This window comes from Atopobiaceae bacterium, from assembly GCA_022483015.1.
Lineage (GTDB): Bacteria > Actinomycetota > Coriobacteriia > Coriobacteriales > Atopobiaceae > JALCUE01.
Genome location: JAKVOB010000001.1, coordinates 1,837,950 through 1,859,138, shown reverse-complemented (window position 1 = coordinate 1,859,138; position 21,189 = coordinate 1,837,950). Strand labels below are relative to the sequence as shown.

16 protein-coding genes and 1 pseudogene are annotated in these 21,189 nt (G+C 65.9%); all 17 read left to right on the top strand.

Annotated elements, in window-relative coordinates; genetic code table 11:
- Positions 1–262 precede the first annotated feature (262 nt).
- The 17 genes and pseudogenes from LKE50_07950 to pstC all read left to right on the top strand — a co-directional run bounded on the left by LKE50_07950 (position 263) and on the right by pstC (position 21,189).
- Positions 263–1,924, top strand: coding sequence for a CTP synthase (locus LKE50_07950; GenBank protein ID MCH3968522.1), 1,662 nt, complete (start codon positions 263–265; stop codon positions 1,922–1,924).
- 10 nt (positions 1,925–1,934) lie between these two features.
- On the top strand, positions 1,935–2,924 hold the full coding sequence (locus tag LKE50_07945; GenBank protein MCH3968521.1) for a tyrosine recombinase XerD: 990 nt from the start codon (positions 1,935–1,937) through the stop codon (positions 2,922–2,924).
- A gap of 375 nt (positions 2,925–3,299) precedes the next feature.
- Positions 3,300–3,734 (top strand): MraZ family transcriptional regulator, encoded by a 435-nt coding sequence (locus tag LKE50_07940; protein ID MCH3968520.1) that lies wholly within the window; start codon positions 3,300–3,302, stop codon positions 3,732–3,734.
- Between the two features lie 39 nt (positions 3,735–3,773).
- A complete protein-coding gene (gene rsmH / locus LKE50_07935) occupies positions 3,774–4,712 on the top strand; it encodes a 16S rRNA (cytosine(1402)-N(4))-methyltransferase RsmH (GenBank protein MCH3968519.1) in 939 nt (312 codons plus the stop codon).
- 164 nt (positions 4,713–4,876) lie between these two features.
- Positions 4,877–5,371, top strand: coding sequence for a cell division protein FtsL (locus tag LKE50_07930; protein MCH3968518.1), 495 nt, complete (start codon positions 4,877–4,879; stop codon positions 5,369–5,371).
- Between the two features lie 11 nt (positions 5,372–5,382).
- A complete protein-coding gene (locus tag LKE50_07925; GenBank protein MCH3968517.1) occupies positions 5,383–7,158 on the top strand; it encodes a penicillin-binding protein 2 in 1,776 nt (591 codons plus the stop codon).
- Positions 7,159–7,275: 117 nt separating this feature from the next.
- The gene (mraY, locus tag LKE50_07920) at positions 7,276–8,307 is read left to right on the top strand and encodes a phospho-N-acetylmuramoyl-pentapeptide-transferase (GenBank protein MCH3968516.1); all 1,032 of its coding nucleotides are present in this window, start codon (positions 7,276–7,278) and stop codon (positions 8,305–8,307) included.
- Between the two features lie 14 nt (positions 8,308–8,321).
- Entirely contained in the window at positions 8,322–9,752 is a 1,431-nt protein-coding gene (murD, locus tag LKE50_07915; protein MCH3968515.1) for a UDP-N-acetylmuramoyl-L-alanine--D-glutamate ligase, read from the top strand.
- Complete coding sequence (locus LKE50_07910) at positions 9,749–11,458, top strand: FtsW/RodA/SpoVE family cell cycle protein (protein MCH3968514.1); 1,710 nt, start codon at positions 9,749–9,751, stop codon at positions 11,456–11,458. Before murD ends, LKE50_07910 begins: the two co-directional genes overlap by 4 nt.
- Position 11,459: 1 nt before the next feature.
- Positions 11,460–12,611, top strand: coding sequence for a UDP-N-acetylglucosamine--N-acetylmuramyl-(pentapeptide) pyrophosphoryl-undecaprenol N-acetylglucosamine transferase (locus tag LKE50_07905; protein MCH3968513.1), 1,152 nt, complete (start codon positions 11,460–11,462; stop codon positions 12,609–12,611).
- Positions 12,612–12,658: 47 nt separating this feature from the next.
- Positions 12,659–14,092, top strand: coding sequence for a UDP-N-acetylmuramate--L-alanine ligase (murC, locus tag LKE50_07900; protein ID MCH3968512.1), 1,434 nt, complete (start codon positions 12,659–12,661; stop codon positions 14,090–14,092).
- Between the two features lie 6 nt (positions 14,093–14,098).
- Complete coding sequence (gene murB / locus LKE50_07895) at positions 14,099–15,010, top strand: UDP-N-acetylmuramate dehydrogenase (GenBank protein ID MCH3968511.1); 912 nt, start codon at positions 14,099–14,101, stop codon at positions 15,008–15,010.
- 121 nt (positions 15,011–15,131) lie between these two features.
- On the top strand, positions 15,132–16,079 hold the full coding sequence (locus LKE50_07890; GenBank protein MCH3968510.1) for an FtsQ-type POTRA domain-containing protein: 948 nt from the start codon (positions 15,132–15,134) through the stop codon (positions 16,077–16,079).
- Between the two features lie 318 nt (positions 16,080–16,397).
- A pseudogene (ftsZ, locus tag LKE50_07885) lies at positions 16,398–17,565 on the top strand (cell division protein FtsZ).
- On the top strand, positions 17,565–18,365 hold the full coding sequence (locus LKE50_07880; GenBank protein MCH3968509.1) for a polyphenol oxidase family protein: 801 nt from the start codon (positions 17,565–17,567) through the stop codon (positions 18,363–18,365). Before ftsZ ends, LKE50_07880 begins: the two are co-directional and overlap by 1 nt.
- A complete protein-coding gene (locus tag LKE50_07875) occupies positions 18,329–19,222 on the top strand; it encodes a phosphate ABC transporter substrate-binding protein (GenBank protein ID MCH3968508.1) in 894 nt (297 codons plus the stop codon). The genes LKE50_07880 and LKE50_07875 overlap by 37 nt, the downstream gene beginning before the upstream one ends.
- On the top strand, positions 19,219–21,189 hold the full coding sequence (gene pstC, locus LKE50_07870; protein MCH3968507.1) for a phosphate ABC transporter permease subunit PstC: 1,971 nt from the start codon (positions 19,219–19,221) through the stop codon (positions 21,187–21,189). Before LKE50_07875 ends, pstC begins: the two co-directional genes overlap by 4 nt.

Here is a 21,189-nt window from a genome sequence, read left to right as displayed (position 1 = left end):
CCTGCATTGCTTGGCGAGAGTGACCGAGAAGCCCCTGCCGCGTCACGCCCGGGGTCACTTTGGGCAAGCAACGTGCGGCCAGACCTACGTTGCCTGCCCATGGTGACCGCAGGCCGCTCCTGCTCACGTTGCCGCCTCGTCGTGCAGGCGCGAGGTTCTTCTCGACAGACTCTGAGAAGTAACCGTGGCGCGGCGCTTCGTGCGGTAGAATGTAGACCCGTAGGAAAGCAACCACACGCATCCCACGGGAAGGTTTCAACACATGACCAAGCACATCTTCGTAACCGGCGGCGTCGTCTCATCCCTTGGCAAGGGCATCACCGCGGCCAGCCTCGGACGGCTGCTCAAGTCCCGTGGCTACAAGGTCATGATGCAGAAGGCAGACCCGTACCTCAACGTCGACCCTGGCACGATGAGCCCGTTCCAGCACGGTGAGGTCTTCGTGACCGAGGACGGCAAGGAGACCGACCTCGACCTCGGTCACTACGAGCGCTTCATCGATGAGAACCTCACCCGCAACTCGAACTTCACCACGGGCTCCATCTACCAGTCGCTCATCGCGCGCGAGCGTGCCGGGGACTTCCTCGGCGGTACCGTGCAGGTCATCCCGCACGTCACCAATGCCATCAAGGACCGCTTCCGCCGCATCGAGGAGCAGACCCAGGCCGACGTCGTCATCACCGAGCTCGGCGGCACCATCGGTGACATCGAGGGCCAGCCCTTCGTCGAGGCCATGCGCCAGTTCTGCAAGGAGAAGGGCCCCAAGAACGCCTGCGTGATCCACGTCTCCCTGGTCCCCTACATCGCCGCCGCCCACGAGGTCAAGACCAAGCCGACGCAGCACTCCGTCAAGGAGCTGCGTTCCATGGGCATCCAGCCCGCCTTCATCGTCTGCCGCAGCGACCATGAGGTCGACGAGTCCATCCGTGCCAAGATCGCCATGTTCTGCGATGTCGACCCCGATTGCGTCTTCGAGAACTCCGACTGCCCCTCCATCTATGACGTCCCCGAGCACCTGGCCGAGCAGGGCTTCGACGAGAAGGTCTGCGAGCGCCTCGAGCTCGACCCCCGCACCAGCGACATGAGCAGCTGGACGGCCTTCACCGATGCCATGCACACGGCCAATGCCAAGTCCGACGAGGTCACCATCGCCGTGGTCGGCAAGTACACGCAGCTCCCCGACGCCTACCTCTCGATCATCGAGGCCCTGCACCACTCGGCCATCTTCTTCGGCCGCCACGTCAAGATCAACCTCATCGACGGCGAGAACCTCACCGAGGACGACGTCGAGGAGGTCCTCGGCAACGCGGACGGCATCCTCGTCCCTGGAGGATTCGGCGTGCGCGGCGTCGAGGGCAAGATCCTCGCGGCGCATCGCGCCCGCACCGAGAAGGTCCCGTACCTCGGCATCTGCCTCGGCCTCCAGGTCGCGACGAGCGAGTTCGCCCGCAACGTCGCCGGCATGCCTGGTGCCAACTCGACCGAGTTCGCCCCCGAGTGCGCCTATCCCGTGATCGACCTCATGCCCGACCAGGAGGACGTCACCGAGAAGGGCGGCACCATGCGACTGGGTGCCTATCCCTGCAAGGTCAAGCCTGACACGCTTGCCGCCGAGGCCTATGGCGAGGAGCTCGTCTATGAGCGCCATCGTCATCGCTTCGAGGTCAACAACGCCTATCGCGACCGTCTGGCCGAGGCCGGCCTCATCTTCTCGGGCATCAGCCCCGACGAGCGTCTCGTCGAGATGATCGAGCTGCCCGAGGACGTCCATCCGTGGTTCGTGGCCAGCCAGTTCCACCCCGAGTTCAAGAGCCGTCCCACCAAGCCCCAGCCCCTCTTCCGTGAGTTCATGCGTGCGTCGATCGCCAACCATGAGGGTTGCGACCGTCACGCCGTGGAGCAGGGCGCGCCTGCGGCCGAGTAGGCGCATCCCCGTGGACCTCTCCCACGCACTCGAGGAGTACCTGGCCTACCTGGCCGTGGAACGGGGGAGTTCCCCCAACACGGTCGAGGCCTATGGACGCGACCTCGAGCGCTATGTGGGATGGCTCGCGCACCGTGGCATCACGGACCCCGAGGCCGTCGAGCGCTCGGACATCGAGTCCCATATATCCGCATTGGTCGAGATCGGCCTGGCGCCCGCTTCCGTGCGCCGGGCCGTCTCGGCCATCAAGGGCTTCCATCGCTTCATGGTGGTCGAGCAGATCTGTGTCGCTCACCCCTCGGCGAACATCCTCATCCCCAAGCGGGCCGAGCGCCTGCCTGACGTCCTCTCGATCGAGCAGGTGGGGGCGCTCCTCGACCAATCCTGGCCTGATACTGCGGCTGGCCTGCGCGACCATTGCATGCTCGAGGCCCTCTACGGCTGCGGTCTGCGCGTATCCGAGCTCTGCGGCCTCGATGTGGGTGACATCGTCCCCGACGAGGAACCGGCCGTCGACCCTGCCGGCACGGTCCATTCCGAGGACGCCGAGTTCCCGACGTACGTCTCGGGTCGCCCTCGCTCATGCGAGGGCCTGCTTCGCGTGGTGGGGAAGGGTTCCAAGGAGCGTGTCGTGCCCATCATGGGGTCTGCGGCCTCGGTGCTCGCCAGGTATCTGGATGAGGCCCGTCCCCAGCTCGTGCGTCCGTCCACGCCGACCGGGGCCGTGTTCCTGAACCAGCGTGGCGGGCGCCTCTCGAGGCAGACCGTCTTCAAGGTCTGCGAGCGCGCGGGCCGCATGGTTGGCATCGAGGGACTCCATCCCCACACCCTGCGCCACTCGTTCGCCACCCACATGCTCGAGGGCGGCGCCGACCTGCGCATCGTGCAGGAGCTGCTGGGACACGCTGACATCTCGACGACCCAGCTCTATACCCACGTCGACCGGACACATGTGCGCATGGCCTACCTCGGGGCGCATCCCCGCGCCCATCGCTCGTAGCCCCGCTGCCGGCCTCGTGTGCCGCCCCCGTCCCGGGGTCACCTTGGGCAGGCAACACGGATGGCCTCCGACGTTGCCTGTCGAGAGCGACCGGCGACCGCGCGTGGCGATCGACGCCTCGAGCCATGCCGCCCCTCTCGGCGGCGTCCGGATCATGCCCTCCCAATAGTGGCGGGGTCGTCCGTCGTTGTGTATCGAACACCCGTTCCCGCTAGATATGGGGGCGCTCTTTTCCCTGGTAGGGTGCCGAGTGGCGGGTTTTTATCTCCAGGTGGGAAAAAGTGGGGCGAAGTGTTGAATGGTGTCGATTTTGGCCTATAGTATGTTCACGCATCGAGGGGAGCAGGCCCTCGACAGATGACGAAGGGAGCTGAGATGTACCTCACCGGCGCGAAGCAATTCAACCTCGACGCCAAGGGCCGTCTCACCCTTCCTGCCGACTATCGCCGTGAGATGGGCGAGCAGGTCTGCCTCGTCCCCGTGAACGATGCGCTCTACGGATTCACCCCAGATGCCCACAAGGCCTGGGTGAGCAGCTTCTTTCCCAATGGCTTCAACCCGCGCAAGAAGGACGACGTGAAGCTGCGTCGTGCTCTCACGAGCAGCACAGTCACGGTCGAGATCGACTCGGCCGGCCGTGTCTGTGTCGGCAAGGTGAGGCCTGAGGTGCGCGAGCGCCTCGGGCTCGAGCGCTCCGTCATGGTCGTCGGCAACGATGACCACTTCGAGGTCTGGGACTCCGCACGGTGGGAGAGCGTCGAGAAGGACTTCTCCGAGGAGCTCGACTCACTCATGTTCGAGGACGAGTAGGTGAATCGTTTGACAGACGAATATCGGCACGTACCCGTGATGCTGGATGAGGTCCTGCGAGAGCTGGACCCCAGGCCCGGAGACGTCGTCTGCGACTGCACGCTCGGAGGGGCCGGCCACACGGTCGAGCTCGCGAAGAGGGTCGCACCTGACGGCCTCTCGTTGGGCATCGACCAGGACGACATGGCCCTCGCCGCCGCGACCGAGCGCTTCGAGCGCGAGGTACCCGACGGACGCCATCGCTTCCTCAAGGGGAACTTCGGAGACCTCGACGACCTTCTCGTCGGGGCGGAGGTCCCTGGCGTGGACTGCTTCCTGTTCGACCTCGGCGTCTCGTCACCACAGCTTGACATACCGATGAGGGGATTCTCGTACCACGAGGACGCTCCCCTCGACATGAGAATGGATCCGGGGACAAACACCCTAACCGCAGCAGAGGTCATACAGAACTACACCGCAGCCGACCTCACCCGGATCCTTCGTCTCTACGGCGACGAGAAGTACGCCTCGCGCATCGCCGCAGAGATCTGCCGCAGGCGCGAGAAGGCGCCCATCGAGACGACCTTCCAGCTCGTGGACGCCGTGAAGGCGGGCATCCCGGCCGCCGCCAGGCGCCATGGGGGACACCCCGCACGCAAGACCTTCCAGGCCCTGCGCATCGAGGTCAACCACGAGCTCGACGTCCTCGAGAGGGGACTCGAGGCAGCCGTCCGGTGGACCAACACCGGTGGACGCATCTGCGTCATCAGCTACCAGTCGCTCGAGGACCGCATCACGAAGCACATCTTCTCGGAGATGAGCCAAGGTTGCATCTGTCCACCGGACCTTCCGGTGTGCGTATGTGGGCATGTGCCGATAGTCGAGGTCAGGACTCGCAAGCCGCTCGTGGCTGGCGAGGAGGAACTCGCCCGGAACCCACGGGCGAGGAGCGCGAAGATGCGCGTGGCGGTCAAGCTTGACGTCACGCAGGCATCCTAGGAACCTGGTACCTCCGTCCCGAGAGGGGCGTGTACATAGAGCACCTCAAACGCAGCAGCACCAATGCACCCACGCACCAGAGACGCAGATCAAACGCAGCACCATCGCAGAACACACGCAGCACGGTGTGGCTTCGGCCGCACCACATACCTTGGGGGAGCCTTATGGAGTACTGGGGATCAGCGGCCGTGGACCTTGACGCGCTCGAGAGGAGGGCGCCTGAGGCACAGCCTGAGCGTCGTCCTTCCTTCGAGGTCGTCGAAGGTGCCGGTCTCGACGCCCGGGTGCGCCAGGGGGTCTCACCTCGCTTCATGAGCCGCATCAAGCTCGCCGTCGCCCTCGTGAGCCTCGTCGTATGTCTCGGGGTATGCCGGGTCGCCCTCTCGTCGGCGACCGTCTCGGTCCTCCAGGACAACCGTGCCCTCCAGTCGACGATCGAGACCAGCCAGGCGACCGAGAGCGAGCTCAAGATCAACCGTTCGGTCCTGTCCGCGAGCTCGCGCATCGTGCGGATCGCCACGCAGAACTACGGGATGACGCTTGCCGCCTCGACGGACGAGATCTCCCTCGGTGACACGTCGCAGGCGACGGCCAGCGCAAGCGATGGGGATGTGGCGCAGGCCTCCGCCGTCGCCGATTCCTCGTCTGACGAGTCGTAGACTGTACAGACGTGAGCACACAAGGCAGACAATCGCGGCGATCGCATACAACGGGTCGCGGCTCCTCCTATGACGAGGCACCTCGCACCACGCGACGGGGTGCATCTCGTGATGGGTCGGGTGCCGCCCCGAGCAACGGCCCCCGTACGGTCCTCATCATCTTCTGTGCGGTCTTCGCGGTCGCGGTCGTGCGCCTCATATGGCTCCAGGTGGTCCAGGCCCCCGAGCTCGCGGCCGCCGCAAAGAGCAACTCCACAAACACCATCACCCTCTCGTCCAAGCGAGGCACCATCTACGACCGCAACGGCAACGTCCTCGCGACGAGCGTCGACTGCGAGACCATCTACTGCAACCCGCATGAGGTCACCGACGTCTCGGTCACGGCCCAGCTGCTCGCGGCCGACCTCGGGGGCGACGCCTCCGACTACGAGAAGCTCCTCTCGAAGGACACCACCTTCGTCTACCTCAAGAAGAAGGTCGACACCTCGGTGGCCACGCAGCTCACGAGCGACCTCTCGGATGCCGGCATCAATGGCGTCTATGAGCTCGCGGACACCAAGCGCATCTATCCGTATGGCAAGTGCGCCGGTCAGGTGCTCGGGCTCGTGGGCTCGGACGGTCATGGCCTGACGGGCCTCGAGCTCGAGTACGACGATGTCCTCTCGGGGACGGATGGCGAGATGGTGCTCGAGACCGGTGCGGACGGCACACCCATCGCAGGCGGGAACTCCGAGGTCACCGCAGCCAAGAACGGCACGGACATCGTCATCTCCATCGACGTGAACATCCAGCAGACCGCCGAGGACGAGATCGAGAAGGCTGTCAAGACCTACTCGGCCTCCTCGGGGACCGTCATGGCGACCGACCCTTCGACGGGGGAGGTCCTCGCCTGCTGCTCGACGCCTCTGCTCGACCCCTCGGACACCTCGAGCGTCACGGACGAGCAGCTCCAGCTCAAGCCTGTGTCCGACTCGTATGAGCCTGGCTCGATGTTCAAGTGCCTCACGATGGCCATCGGCATCGAGAACGGCCTCATAAGCGCCGACACGACCTTCAGCGTCCCGTCGAGCGTCCAGGTCGGCACCGACAACGTCACCGACGATGACGGCCGTGACTACACCATGAGCATGAGCTGTCGCGAGATCATGCGCCGGTCCTCCAACACGGGCGCCGTCATCGTGGGCACCTCCATCGGGGCCGACGTCTTCTCGCAGGGCATCTCGGCGTTCGGCATCGGTCAGGCCACCGGCATCGACTATCCCGGGGAGGTCTCGGGCATCGTCACGCAGCGCTCCGACTATACGGGTGCCACGCTCGGGTCCATGTCGTTCGGCCAGGGCCTCGCGATCCCCATGGACCAGATCGTGCGTGCCATAGGCGCCCTTGCCAACAAGGGCGTGCTCACTACGCCCCACTTCCTGCTTGCCAAGGGGGAGGAGCGCGTCGAGTGGCCCAGTGGCTCGCAGGCCTGCTCCGCCTCGACCGCAAGCCAGGTCGTCGACATGATGAAGACGGTCGTCTCGGAAGGCACAGGCACCAATGCGCAGGTCAATGGTCTCGAGATCGCTGGCAAGACGGGTACGGGCGAGCAGGCCGACGAGAACGGTGGCTACAAGTCGGGGAGCTTCCTCGCCTCGTTCGTGGGCTTCGCGCCTGCCGATGACGCCTCCGTGCTCATCTATGTCGGCCTCAATGACACCCCCTACCTTGCAAGCGAGTCGGCAGCGCCGACCTTCTCGGCTATCATGAGTGAGGCCTCGCAAGACCTGAGCCTGAGCACGCAATGATGGGAACCAACGCAGGAGGACGTGCATGATCGAGACGGAAATGACAGGCATCGTCCTCGAGAAGGGCCTACGCCCGTCCCAGATGGGTACCTCTGCGGGGAAGGGGGCCGGGCAGCGATGCTAGGCGATCCCGTATACCCGAGCTACACCGTCCTTCTGGCCCTGCTCACGGCGGCGCTGTTCGTCATCGTGGCCATGCCGCCCTTCACCCGGTTCCTCCGTAAGGATGGCATCGGGCAGCAGGTCCGTGCCGACGGTCCCCAGACGCACCTCGTCAAGCAGGGGACGCCCACCATGGGCGGCGTCATCCTCCTGGCCGGCGTGCTCCTCTCGTGCATCCTGTTCGGCGTGTGGCGCCCCGACCTCGTCTGCGTGATCGTGGTCACCTTTGCCTGTGCCCTGCTCGGCCTGCTCGACGACATCGAGAGCGTGAGCCATGGCCGTTCCCTGGGGCTCACCGCAAGCCAGAAGATGATCGGGCTCGGCATCATCTCGTTCGTCTTCTGCATCGCGGCGGTCAACTGGGGCGGCGCCGACACCGCGCTCGTCTTCCCCGGCGGCTTCACGATCTCGCTCGACTGGCCCACCACGGTCATTGACGTCGCCGGCACGAGCGTCTCGATTCCCTGGCTCTATGCCCTCTTCGTCTTCCTGCTGTTGGCCGGCATGTCGAACGCGGTCAACCTCACCGACGGGCTTGATGGCCTGGCCGCAGGCACCGTGCTCGTGGTCATGCTCTTCCTCACGCTTGCGTCCTACATCTTCGGCTCGCTGGGGCTCTCGGTCTTCGCGGCGGCGATCGCGGGCGCCTGCATCGGCTTCCTCTGGTACAACACCTATCCTGCCTCCATCTTCATGGGCGACACCGGGTCGCTGGCCTTGGGTGCCGCCTTCGCGGGGCTCTGCATACTCACGAACAACGAGGTGACCTCCCTCATCATGGGTGGCCTCTTCATCGTGGAGGCGCTCTCGGTCATCATCCAGGTCGTGAGCTTCAAGCTCACCGGCAAGCGGGTGTTCCTCATGGCACCGCTCCACCACCACTTCGAGAAGAAGGGCTGGAGCGAGACGAAGGTCGTCATCCGCTTCTGGATCGTCTCCGCTGCCTTCGCAGCGCTCGGTTTCGCGCTCTACTTCCAACTCGGCTAGGGGGCCGGTCTCACATGTCAGAACACCCATCGACGCGCCTTGGTGACGTCCTCGTGCTCGGCCTCGGCAAGACGGGCGAGGCGGTGGCCCGCTACCTGCTGCCATTGGTGAGCGCCGGGCGCGTCTCGTCGGTCACGGTGTGGGGTGGGAAGGATTCCAAGGAAGGTGAGGTCAGCCGTGGCCTCGCCAGCGCGGGCTGTGATGTCCATCTCGGATCCGACGAGGTCGCTGGTCGTTACGACCTGGCGGTCGCGAGTCCCGGCATCCCCGTGGGCTCGGCCTTCTTCGCCTCGGCGGTCGCCCACGCCACCGAGGTCATCGGCGAGCCGGAGCTCGCCTGGCGCGAGAGCCCCCACGACTGGATCGGCATCACGGGCACCAACGGGAAGACCACCACGACCACCCTCGTGCGGGACCTCCTGCGAGCAGGCGGCCGCTACGCCGAGGCGGTAGGGAACATAGGCGTGAACTGCATCTCGAAGGTGGCTGGACGCCCGGAGGACGGGTGGTTCTCGGCTGAGCTCTCGAGCTTCCAGCTTGCCACGACGCGGCTGCTCCATCCCCGCGTGGCGGTGCTCCTCAACGTCACGCCCGACCACGTTGCCTGGCATGGCACCCTCGAGGCCTATGCCGCCGCAAAGGACCGGCTCTTCGCCAACCTCACGTCGGGTGACCTCGCGGTCCTGTCTGACGACGACGCGCACTGCCGTGACCTTGCGCGCCGTCTCGAGGCCCGGGGCCTTCGCGTCTGCCATCTCTCGTGCGAGGGCGTGCCGTCGCAGCCCTGCGCCGCCTACCTTCGTGACGGACGCCTCTGCGTCCGCCTTGACGGGGACGAGCACGTGCTGCTGCCCCAGGCCGACCTCAGGGTCAAGGGCACCCACAACCTCGAGAACGCCCTTGCGGCCGCCGCAAGCGTCATCGAGGTCGGCGTCAGCGATGCCGACGTGTCGGTGGGACTTGCCGCCTTCGAACCGCTCGAGCATCGCATCGAGCCGGTCGGCGAGCTCGACGGAGTGCGTCTCGTGAACGACTCGAAGGCCACCAACACCGACGCGGTCGAGAAGGCCCTCACGGCCTTCGAACCGGGTCGCGTCGTCCTTCTCGTGGGGGGCCATGACAAGGGGACGGACCTTGCGGGCTTCTCGAGGAGCGTCGTGGCCTCGGCACGGTGCGTCGTGTGCTTCGGCGAGGCCGCCGACCGCTTCGCCGCGGCGCTCGCTGCGGCTGCTCGCGAGGTCGCGAGTCCCTGCGAGGTCGTCCGTGCCGCCCATCTGGCCGAGGCGCTCGACGAAGGCCTCGTGCTCGCTCGTCCGGGCGACGTGGTCCTGCTGTCCCCGGCGTGCTCGTCGTTCGACGAGTTCTCCGGGTTCGAGGAGCGCGGCCGCGCCTTCAAGGAGCTTTGCGCCGCGAGGATCGCTTCCCGCAAGGACGACGTCCGATGACGTATTCCGCCTCGGGGACCATGCCGAGGGGGCCTCGGGCCACCCGGGCCACCCGGGCCTCCGAGCCGGGTGGCCGTGCACGGCAGGGGACCTCGCACGAGGCAGGCCAGGGCTGGCTCGACCGGCGCCTGCTCGGCGTTCCTGCGAGGTTCATGGCGCCACGCCTCATCCTCCTCACGGTCACCTTCGCGCTGATCGCGTTCGGCCTGCTCATGATTTACTCGGCCTCGTCCGTGACGGCGCTCAACGCGACCGGGGACGCTGCCTACTATGTGAAGCGCCAGCTCGTGTCCCTTGCGGCGGCGCTGGCCCTGGGCGTGCTGGTGGCGTGCATCGACTATCACAAGCTCGCAGGGGGCTGGCTCGTGCCCATCTGGGTCGCGACGACGCTCATGCTGCTTGCCACGGCGGCCATGGGCATGGCCTCGCATGGTGCCACGCGTTGGATCGACATCGGCCCCGTGAGCATCCAGCCCTCGGAGCTTGCCAAGTTCACCGTGGTCCTCACGGCCGCGAACATATGCTCTCGCTTCTTCGAGAGGCGTGACATCAGCTTCAAGAGGTTCCTGGGTCTGCTCGCCGTCGGTGTCGGGGCACCTCTCGTGCTCATCCTCGCCCAACCTGACAAGGGCACGACCATGGTGGTCGCGCTCACCATCTTCGTGATGCTGTACCTCTCGGGCTTTCCACCGCGCATCCTGCTCGCGGTCATCGCCATCGCTGCCGTCGGCTTCCTTGCCTACTCGCTCAAGGACGACTACTCCCGCGCCCGCTTCCTCACCATGTTCGACCCCTGGGCGGACCCATATGGCGATGGGTACCAGCTGCTCCAAGGCTTCTATGCGTTCGGGAGCGGTGGGCTTTTGGGGGTCGGCATCGGCATGAGCAGGCAGAAGTACTCCTATCTGCCCGAGGCGCACAATGACTTCATCTTCGCCATCATCGGCGAGGAGTGCGGCCTGGTGGGGACCTTGGGCGTCATCGCGGGGTTCATCGTCTTCATCTGGGCGGGTGTCAGCATCTGCCGCCGTGCCCCTGACCTCACGGGGCGGCTCATCGCTGCCGGCTGCACCTCGCTCATCGCCATCCAGGCGCTCCTCAACATCCTGGGCGTCCTCGGGATGTTCCCCCTCTCTGGCAAGACCCTGCCGTTCCTCTCGTATGGCGGCTCGTCGCTCATGGCCTGCGTCATGCTTGTGGGACTCATGGTGTCGGTCTCGAAGGGCAGCTCCCTGCCCGAGACCGTCCACGACAGGAGGCGGGGGTCCCTCGGCGTGGCCGATGACGGGCGTACTGGTGAGCGTGCCCGTGGCTCCCGTGATGTCCGCCCATGGCGAGAGGAACCATCCTCAGGCAACGTCGGCCCCGTCATGACCCGCTCCGAGGCCATGAGGACCCCTGAGCCATCGGCGCCCTCGCCTCTGGGGCACGCGGCCCGTCCGATGCCGCCGCGGCCGAGCACGACGTCCCATGCACGTCTCACGCTCGTGGAGGGCGGTGCCTCACGGGAACCGGCCACGAGGCGCCCCGCCTCGCCTCGTCCCTCCTCCGGCGTCCAGGGCCCACCGGAGCGTTCGGGCCCCTCGGGAAGCCGGGAGCGGATCAACCTCGGGGACTCTGCCGCAGACCGTCTGCGGCCGGCCTCCACGCCAAGGAAGCGCGACCGCGGCCAGGACGGTCGCACGCGCAAGGATTGGAGAGACTGACATGCCAGAGGCACTTGACGTCGCCATAGCGGCCGGAGGGACGGCGGGTCACATCAATCCCGCCCTCGCCCTTGCCGACGAGCTCTCCGCCCGCGGGCATCATGTCACCTTCTATGGCGAGCCCGACCGGCTCGAGGCGACGCTCGTGCCCCAGGCCGGCTTCGACTTCGTGGCGCTCGACGTCTCGGGATTCGACCGGTCGCGCCCCTGGACGCTCGTCTCGGCGCTCGTGCGCATGCGCTCTGCCGAGGGCGAGCTGGGCAGGAGGTTCTCCGGCGGTCCCATGCCCGACGTCGCCATCGGCTTCGGTGCCTATGTCGAGCTTCCCCTGCTCCGGTGGTGCCATGCCAAGGGGGTGCCGACCCTCATCCACGAGCAGAACTCCGTCCCGGGTCTCGCCAACAAGACGCTCGGCCGAGAGGTCGACCGTGTCTGCGTGGCGTTCCCTGCCGCCGCTGCCGTGTTCGACCAGGTCAAGCGACCCGAGGCCGAGGTCGTCGTCACGGGCAACCCAGTCCGGCGCAGCGTCATCGAGGGGAGCCGTGGGCGCGGGCGCGAGGCCCTCGGGGTCTCTGACGATGCCACGGTGCTGCTGGTGTTCGGCGGCAGCCTCGGTGCCCGCCATCTCAACCAGGCGGTATGCTCCCTGAGCCATGAGCTGCTGAGCCGCCCCGGTGTCGTCGTGGTCCATTCCACGGGCAAGGGGGAGTACGACTCCGTGGTCGCCGACCTCGACCTGAATGATGACGAGACATCCCGCTACCATGTCATGCCTTACATCGATGACATGGGGGACATGCTGGCAGCTGCCGACCTCGTCCTCTCGCGCGCCGGTGCGAGCTCGGTCGCCGAGATCGCGGCCTCCACCGTGCCGAGCGTCCTCGTACCCTATCCTGCCGCAACCGCCGACCACCAGACGACGAACGCGCATCTGCTCGTCGACGCCGGTGCCGCCGAGCTCGTGCCCGACAAGGACCTCGATTCCAAGGCCTTCTCGGAGCAGCTCCTCTCCCTCCTGGACGACCCGGACCGTCGCGCCCGCATGCGCCTCGATGCCCATGGCCTCGCCCAGGACAAGGCCGCCTCGTCCCTTGCAGACCAGACGGAGGCGGTCGCGCGCGCACGCGCGTGCCACGGACCTGAGGTAAAGTAGTACCGACCATGAGCGTGCATGACACGCATACCTTGAGGAGCCTTCCTATGCCTGACCGTACGAACGACCTGCCCTTCTCGCGTGCCCACTTCATCGGCATCGGGGGAGCCGGGATGAGCGGGATCGCGCTCGTGCTCCATGAGCGCGGCTGCACGGTGACCGGGAGCGACCTCAAGACCTCCCGCTATGTCAGGGAGCTCGAGGACGCCGGCATCGAGGTGCACGTGGGCCAGGAGCCTTCCACGATCGATGAGGTCTCGCCTGACGTGGTGGTGACGTCCACGGCCATCCCCGACACCAACCCCGAGCTGATCCGCGCTCGTGATCTGGGCATCGACGTCTGGCCTCGGGCCAAGATGCTCTCGGCGCTCTCGGTCGGGCGCACCACGGTGGCGGTCGCCGGCACGCATGGCAAGACGACGACCTCGTCCATGGTCGCCACGATGCTCGACTCGTTGGGGCTCGACCCGTCGTTCCTCATCGGTGGCATCGTGGAGGGCTATGGCACCAATGGCAGGAACGGCTCGGGTGACCTGTTCGTGGCCGAGGCCGACGAGTCCGACGGGTCCTTCCTGTTCCTCGACCCCGACATCGTCGTCGTGACCAACATCGAGGCCGACCATCTAGACCACTACGGTACGCTCGAGAACCTCGAGAAGACCTTCTGCGAGTTCATGGCATCGGTCGGGGAGGATGGCACGGTCGTCGTATGTGCCCAGAACCCGCACGTGGCAGAGCTTGCCCGCTCCTGTGGCCGTCATGTCGTGACATATGGGATCGACGAGGGCTGCGACTACGTCTGCAGGCCTGCGGACACCCATCACGCCCTCGAGAGCCATCTCGCCGTGCGCCTGCCGAGCGGCGTCGAGGAGCAGGTCACGATCCATGCGAACCCTGGCATCCACAACATGCTCAATGCCACGGCGGCGCTTGCCGTGGCCGACGTCCTCGGCCTCGACACGTCCAAGGCAGCCACGGCCCTCTCGTCGTTCTCCGGTGTCCGCCGCCGCTTCACGCACGTGGGCGACATAGACGGCATCACGGTCGTGGATGACTATGGACATCATCCCACCGAGGTGGCCGCCACCTTGGCGGCGGCACACTCGCTCGAGTTCGATCGTATCGTCGTGGTCTTCCAGCCGCATCGCTACAGCCGCACGCAGTCGCTGGCACCGCTCTTCGCGCATGCCTTCGATGACGCTGACGTGCTCTATGTCATGGACGTGTTCTCGGCGGGGGAGATGCCCATCCCCGGCATCTCGGGCAAGACGGTCGCGAACGAGGTGGAGACCTCTGACCAGGGGCCGCAGGTGAGCTATGCCCCCAACAGGCATAAGCTCATCCAGAGGCTCGTCTCAGACCTCCGTCCCGGTGACCTTCTCGTCACCATGGGCGCTGGTGACGTGACGGTCATGGGCCCCGATTTCATCGAGGCCAGGCACGAGGCAGACGAGGCCGCTGGCTCGGACAGCGCGGAGTAGGCGTCCTTGAGCGTCTATAACGCATACCTCGCGCTGTCGGGGACCATCGATGCCGACCTCTCGCTCGACGAGGCCCTCTCGAGGCGCACATCGCTGCGTATAGGTGGTCCGGCCGCCCTCACCTGCGTGTGTCATACGTATGGGGCGCTCTCCCGTTGTGTGGACGTGCTCGCGAGCGAGGACGTCGACTGGGTCGTCCTCGGCAAGGGGACCGACATCCTCGCCTCGGATCGTGGCTACCCTGGGTGCGTCATCGTGCTTGGCAGGGAGTTCAGGCGCATGGGCGTCTCGGATGACGTCTTCCTGACGGTCGGTACCGCCGCGATGGTCTCGAAGACCCTGACCTTCTCGTTGTCGCACGAGCTCTCCGGGCTCGAGATCCTGGCAGGCATACCCGGCACGCTTGGCGGGGCCGTCAGCACCGATGCGGGCACGCGGCACCATTGGATCGGAGCGCTGGTGCATGATGCGGTCGTGCTGAGACCGGGGGAGGGCATGCACCGATACAAGGGGAGCGACATCGAATGGGGCTATCGTCAGACCTCGCTCCCCTCGAGCGAGGTCCTGCTCGAGGTCACCTTGTCCCTCCGCCATGGGGACAAGGAGGGAATAGCCGCCGAGGCCAACCGCATGCTCCACAGGAGGGGCCGTACCCAGCCCATGGGCAGGCCCTGTGCGGGCGAGACCTTCCGTGACCCGGGGGATGGCTCGGCTTCGAAGATGCTCGAGGAATGTGGTGTTGCGGGGTATTCTGTGGGGGCGGCACAGGTCTCCCCTGCGTACCCCAACTTCATCGTCAACAATGGTGGAGCGACCGCAGACGATGTCCGTTCGCTCATGAAGGCCATGCACGACAAGGTAAGGGACGCATATGATGTCGACCTCCAACCAGAGGTCAAGACCCTCGGACTCTCGTAGACCCACGTCTCGGGAGCCCTCATCCTCGCGGGGACGTACCCGGACGGATGGCAGGTCGTCTCAGACAAGGCAGTCGAGCCATCAGGCCGGGACCTGGCGTCCCAAGTCTGCTGGTGACGGTGTGCCCCAGCTCGGCGAGAGCTCCCGTCCGGGCGCGCGCACGGCCCCACGACGCACGCTGGTCGTGTTGGGGGCCGTCGGTGCCGCAGCACTCGTTGCCCTCGTCGTCGTGTTCGTCCTCTCGCTCACCCCGGCATTCACGATCAGCCATATCGACACGGACTCCACGGAGCACCTGAGTGCCGAGGCGATCGCCAAGCTGGCCAACGTCGGCGAGGGGACCACCCTGCTCGGGGTGGACACCGATGCCATAGAGTCCAACGTAAAGAAGAATCCCTGGGTCAAGTCGGTGAGCGTGACCAGGGAGTTTCCCGATTCCTTAAAGCTCGAGGTCAACGAGCATGACGTCGAGGCCATCGTCGTCATGGCCTCGGGGGACGTCGCATGGTACCTCTCCGATGACGGCACCTGGATCGAGCCCCTCAGCATCAGCTCGACCGACTCGTCATCCAGTACCGATGTGGCGCTCGCCAAGGCGATGGAGCTGGGCTGCCTGCTCATCAAGGATGTGCCGGCGAGCGTGGCCCCCGCCGCAGGGTCGCAGGCCACCGACGATGAGATAGAGGCCGTCCTCTCGTACCAGAAGACCTTCTCCTCATCGTTCTCGAGCCAGGTCTGTTCCTATTCGGCGGCGAGCACCCAGGCGATTTCTTGCATCCTCGACTCGGGTGTCGAGATATCGCTTGGCGCCCCGACGAACATCTCGACCAAGGAGTCCGTCGCTTCCAAGATCCTCTCTGACTATGACGGGCAGGTCACCTACATCAACGTCCGCGTGCCTTCGCAGCCGAGCTATCGCAAGGTCTCGAGCGACTCGGTCCAGCAGGGTTCGGGAGTCGTGTCGTCTGCCACGACGGGTGAGGCCGCAACTACGGACCCCTCCACGACGGCGGCCACCACGAGTGCGGCCGTGGCAGCCACCACGACGGATGCCGACGGCACTGACTGACTGAGGCTTCCGGAAGCGAACTTGAGGGTCATTTCATATGGGTGAAAACCTTTAGTATCGTGTTGAGGTCGAGCCTTTTGTGATGTGGGTCATACGTCAAATTACCAGCAGAATCCACGGAGTCTACATAGCTATTGACGAAGGGTCCGTGTTTGTGCAATTATTACGCGCTTTGCCTCAGACATTAGGGTTTACCTGAGGGTTAGGGTTTTCAAGTATCGCAACATAAGATCGCAGCAGACGCACGTGCATCACAAACGCCCCCCGAGGGCCCTAAACGTCCACGCCCACGCGTGGAGCCGCACGCTAGGAGGAACCATGAAGGACATCGACATCCCGAGCAACTACCTCGCCGTCATCAAGGTCATCGGTGTGGGCGGTGGCGGTACCAATGCCGTCAACCGCATGATCGAGGAGGGCATCCGTGGTGTCGAGTTCGTGGCCATCAACACCGACGCGCAGGCTCTTGCCATCTCTGACGCAGACATCAAGGTTCATATCGGAACCGACATCACCAAGGGGCTCGGCGCGGGTGCCAACCCTGAGGTCGGTGCCGAGGCCGCGGAGGAGAGCCGCGACGAGATCAAGGCTGCCATCGCTGGTGCCGACATGGTCTTCATCACCGCAGGCGAGGGCGGTGGCACCGGTACGGGCGCTGCCCCCATCGTGGCCGACATCGCCAAGAACGACATCAAGGCCCTGACGGTCGCCGTCGTCACGAAGCCCTTTCACCTTCGAGGGCCGCAAGCGCTCCACGAGCGCCGCAGAGGGCGTCCAGAACCTCTCCGACAACGTCGACACGCTCATCGTCATCCCTAACGACCGCCTGCTCGACCTGTCCGAGAAGAAGACGACGATGCTCGAGGCCTTCCGCATGGCCGACGACGTGCTGTGCCAGGGCACCCAGGGCATCACCGACCTCATCACCGTCCCAGGTCTCATCAACCTCGACTTCGCGGACGTGTGCACCATCATGAAGGGCGCAGGTACGGCCATGATGGGCATTGGCGTCGCATCTGGGGACAACCGTGCGGCAGATGCCGCGCAGGAGGCCATCTCGAGCCGTCTGCTCGAGAGCTCCATCGATGGTGCCACGCGTGTGCTCCTCTCCATCGCCGGCAACAAGGACCTCGGCATCCAGGAGATCAACGATGCCGCAGACCTCGTGGCATCCAACGTCGACCCTGAGGCCAACATCATCTTCGGCACCGTCGTCGACGAGTCGCTGGGCGACCAGGTCCGCGTGACGGTCATCGCCACGGGCTTCGACGACGCGAACGTGCAGACGCCGCTCCCTTCGTTCGGCGCCCCTGCAGCGTCAGCACCCCATGCTCACGTGGCTGCCGAGCGCCCGCAGGCACCGTCGCGCTCGCAGCTTCCCGCCCGTCAGCAGGCCCCGTCGCAGGCCACCGCTCCCGCGCCGGCACCCCGTTCGGCCTCCAAGGACTTCGATATCCCCGACTTCCTCAAGAACAGCCGCATCTAATGGCGCGGCCGGCCCTTGTCCGGTATGTCTCTTCAGGCGTGACCCTGCTGGGCGACACGGGTCGTCCTGGCGGGGTCACGTTCGGCTTCACCGAGCGTACCGGTGGCGTCTCGCAGGGTCCCTTTGCGAGTCTCAACATAGGTGCCTCCTGCGGGGACGACCTCCCATGTGTCAGCGAGAACCGCAGGCGTGTGCTTGGTGCGATCGGCGCCCGGGACGACGCGGACGCTCTCGTGATGCCGCACCAGGTGCACGGGGACGTCATCGTGACGGTGGACGACCAGGCACCAGAGCAGGTCGCCCAGGCGTGTTCCGCCGCCTCGGCCGGTGCCGATGCCATCGTGTGCACCGTCCCGCATGTCCCGGTCATGCTGCAGTTCGCTGACTGCGTGCCCGTGGTCCTCGTGGCACCGTCCGCTTTCGCCGTCGTCCATTCGGGCTGGCGGGGCACGCTCGCACGCATCTGCGGCAAGGCGACCGCCGCGCTCGCCTCCGCTGCGGGGTGCGCTGCCCGGGACGTGACCGCCTACGTTGGGCCTCACATCACGGTCGGCGACTATGAGGTCTCGCCGGAGCTTGCGGCCACGTTCTCCAGCGAGTTTGGTAACATGGTTGTCCGGCGCTCGCGGATGCTCGACCTGTCGTATGCCATCCGCCGCACCTTGGAGGACGAGGGGGTCCCTGCCGGGTCGATCGTGGACCCGGAGCTGTCGACGGCCTCCAACACGGACCGCTTCTATTCGTACCGGGCTGAGGGAGGGACATGCGGTCGTCACGGCGCCATAGCATATCTGCCGTAGCGCTCGTCCTTCTCGCCGTCCTCGCCTTGCTGCCCCTCGCGGGATGCTCGTCGGGTTCGAGCTCGGGCGATACCTCCGGTCAACTCACCGTCGCCGGATCCACCACGGTCCTTCCCATCGCCGAGCAGGCGGCCGAGTCGTTCGAGACCAAGACCGGCTGCCATGTGCTGGTGAGTGGGCTCGGGTCCTCCGCCGGCATCGAGGCGGTCATCAACGGCACGGCCGACATCGCCAGCTCGAGCCGTGACCTCACCGACGACGAGCGCTCGCATGACCTCGTCTCGACGGTCATCGCCCATGACGGCATCGCCGTCATCGTGAACGAGTCCAATGGCGTTGCGGGTCTCACCATGGACCAGCTCCGTGCCATCTACTCGGGGCAGATCACCAACTGGAAGGAAGTCGGCGGGGAGGACCTGGCCATCCAGGTCGTCAACCGCGACGAGGCATCGGGGACGCGCGAGGCCTTCCGCTCCATCGTGATGGGGGACACGTCCTTCGACCGCTCCGCAGCGGTGCTTCCCGGCACGGGGCAGGTCCGTGACGTCGTGAGCCGCACGCCCGGGGCCATCGGCTACATCTCCATCGGGTTCGTCGAGTCGGCCAACGCCACCACCCAGGTGAGGTCCGTCCCCATCGACGGCGTGGACGCCACCGAGGCCAACGTCGAGAGCGGCGCCTACCCCATCTCTCGCGAACTCTACTTCTTCACCAACGGTGACCCCACCGGCGAGGCGTACGACTACATCCAGTACGTCCTCTCCGATGACATGGCCCAGACGATCCGTGATGCCGGCTACATCCCCGCCTATACGGACCTTGACCAGACCTCATCCCAGGGAGGTGACGCCTCGTGAGCGAGCAGGACCAGCCGGTCCATAACCTCAAGAAGCCACCCCATCTCGAGGACATCGAACCCAACAAGGGTAGTGCCCTCTCCGCGACGTCCCATGAGCTCAAGCTCGTCAGCCACGCGACCTACGTGAAGGAGCGCTCGCTCCAGTACCTGTTCCTCGCCTGTGCCTGCGTGGCCGTGGTCGGCGTGTGCCTGATCTTCGTCTTCACCACCTGGAAGAGCTGGCCTGTCTTCACGGACATCGGGCTCTCGAACTTCTTCGGCTTCGTGTGGGCCCCTTCCGAGGGCAGCTACGGCATCATGAGCCTGCTCGCCGGCTCGGGCCTCGTCACGGTGGGCGCCCTCGCGCTTGGCGTGCCCCTGGCCATAGGCTGTGCGGTCTACCTGACCGAGATCGCGAACAAGCGCGTCACGGGCATCGTGTCCACGGCCGTGGACCTGCTTGCCGGCATCCCGTCGGTCATCTATGGCTTCTTCGGCATGGTCATGCTGCGCCCGCTCATCGCCCAGCTCTCCGGAGGGTTGGGCTTCGGTGCGCTCACGGCCTGGCTCGTGCTCGCCATCATGATCGTGCCTACCATCACGACGCTCACCATGGATGCGCTGCGCTCGGTTCCCATGGGCATCCGCGAGGCGAGCTACTCGATGGGCGCCACCAAGTGGCAGACCATCTACAAGGTCGTCCTGCCCGCGGCGAAGAACGGCATCGTGAACGCCGTGGTGCTCGGCATGGGGCGTGCCATCGGTGAGACCATGGCCGTGCTCATGGTCGTGGGCAACGCCCCCGTCCTCCCTGATTCCATCACGAGCCCACTCTCGACCCTCACGAGCCAGATCGCGCTCGACATGGGCTATGCGAGCGGCCTGCATCGAAGCGCCCTGTTCGGCATGGGCGTCGTGCTCTTCGTCATCTCGGCCTGCCTCGTGGGCATCGTCCGCCTCATATCCCGAGACCGGTCCGCGAAGGACGGCAGGCCCAAGCGTTCCCGCAAGGTCCAGGTCGCCGCGCCGGCGGCCACCCCGGCAGGCGCCGTTCCCATGGCTCCGGCGCAAGCCGTCCCCATCGAGAAGGACGCCGAGCCGTCAGCGGTACGAATCAAGCGCCTGCTCGCGCATGGCGCCAACCCCAGGGTGTCCAAGGATGCGACCAACAAGACCATGCTCTGGGTCTTCCGTGTGGCGGCAGGGCTTGCAACGGCCGTCCTGGTCCTCATCATCGCCTTCGTCACGGTGAACGGCCTGCCGGTCATGTCGCTCGACTTCATCTTCGGGTGGCCCGAGGGCGTCAACGCCGAGGGCGGCATCTGGCCTACCATCGTCTCGACCCTCTACGTGACGGCGCTCGCCATGGTCATCTGCACGCCCATCGCCGTGCTTGCGGCGGTCTACCTCGCCGAATATGCCAAGCAGGGCCGTCTCGTCACGTTCATCAGGTATGCCGCCGACACGCTCTCGTCGGTGCCCTCGATCGTGCTGGGGCTCTTCGGCTATGCGATGTTCGTCGAGGCCATGGGCTTGGGACTCTCGATGATCTCGGCTGCGCTGGCGCTGGCCCTCATGATGCTCCCCATCGTCATGCGCACCACGGAGGAGGCCATCCGGGCGGTCCCGCGCTACATCCGCTGGGGCGCCTATGGCCTGGGTGCCACCAAGTGGCAGGTCGTGAGCAGGATCGTGCTGCCGTCGGCCTTCCCACGCATCGCCACGGGCATCGTCCTCGGCATCGGGCGCGCCATCGGCGAGACGGCCGTGGTGCTCTATACCATGGGCCAGGCCATCAACCTGCCCGTCTCGCCGCTCGACTCTGGCCGGCCCATGACCATCCACCTGTACCTGCTCGCCAACGACGGCATCAACATGAACGCCGCCTATGGCACGGCGCTCCTGCTCATGGTCATGATCCTGGCATTCAACCTCTTCGCCCGCTACCTCTCGCGCAAGAGTGCGTCCAAGTCTGGAAGGAAGTAG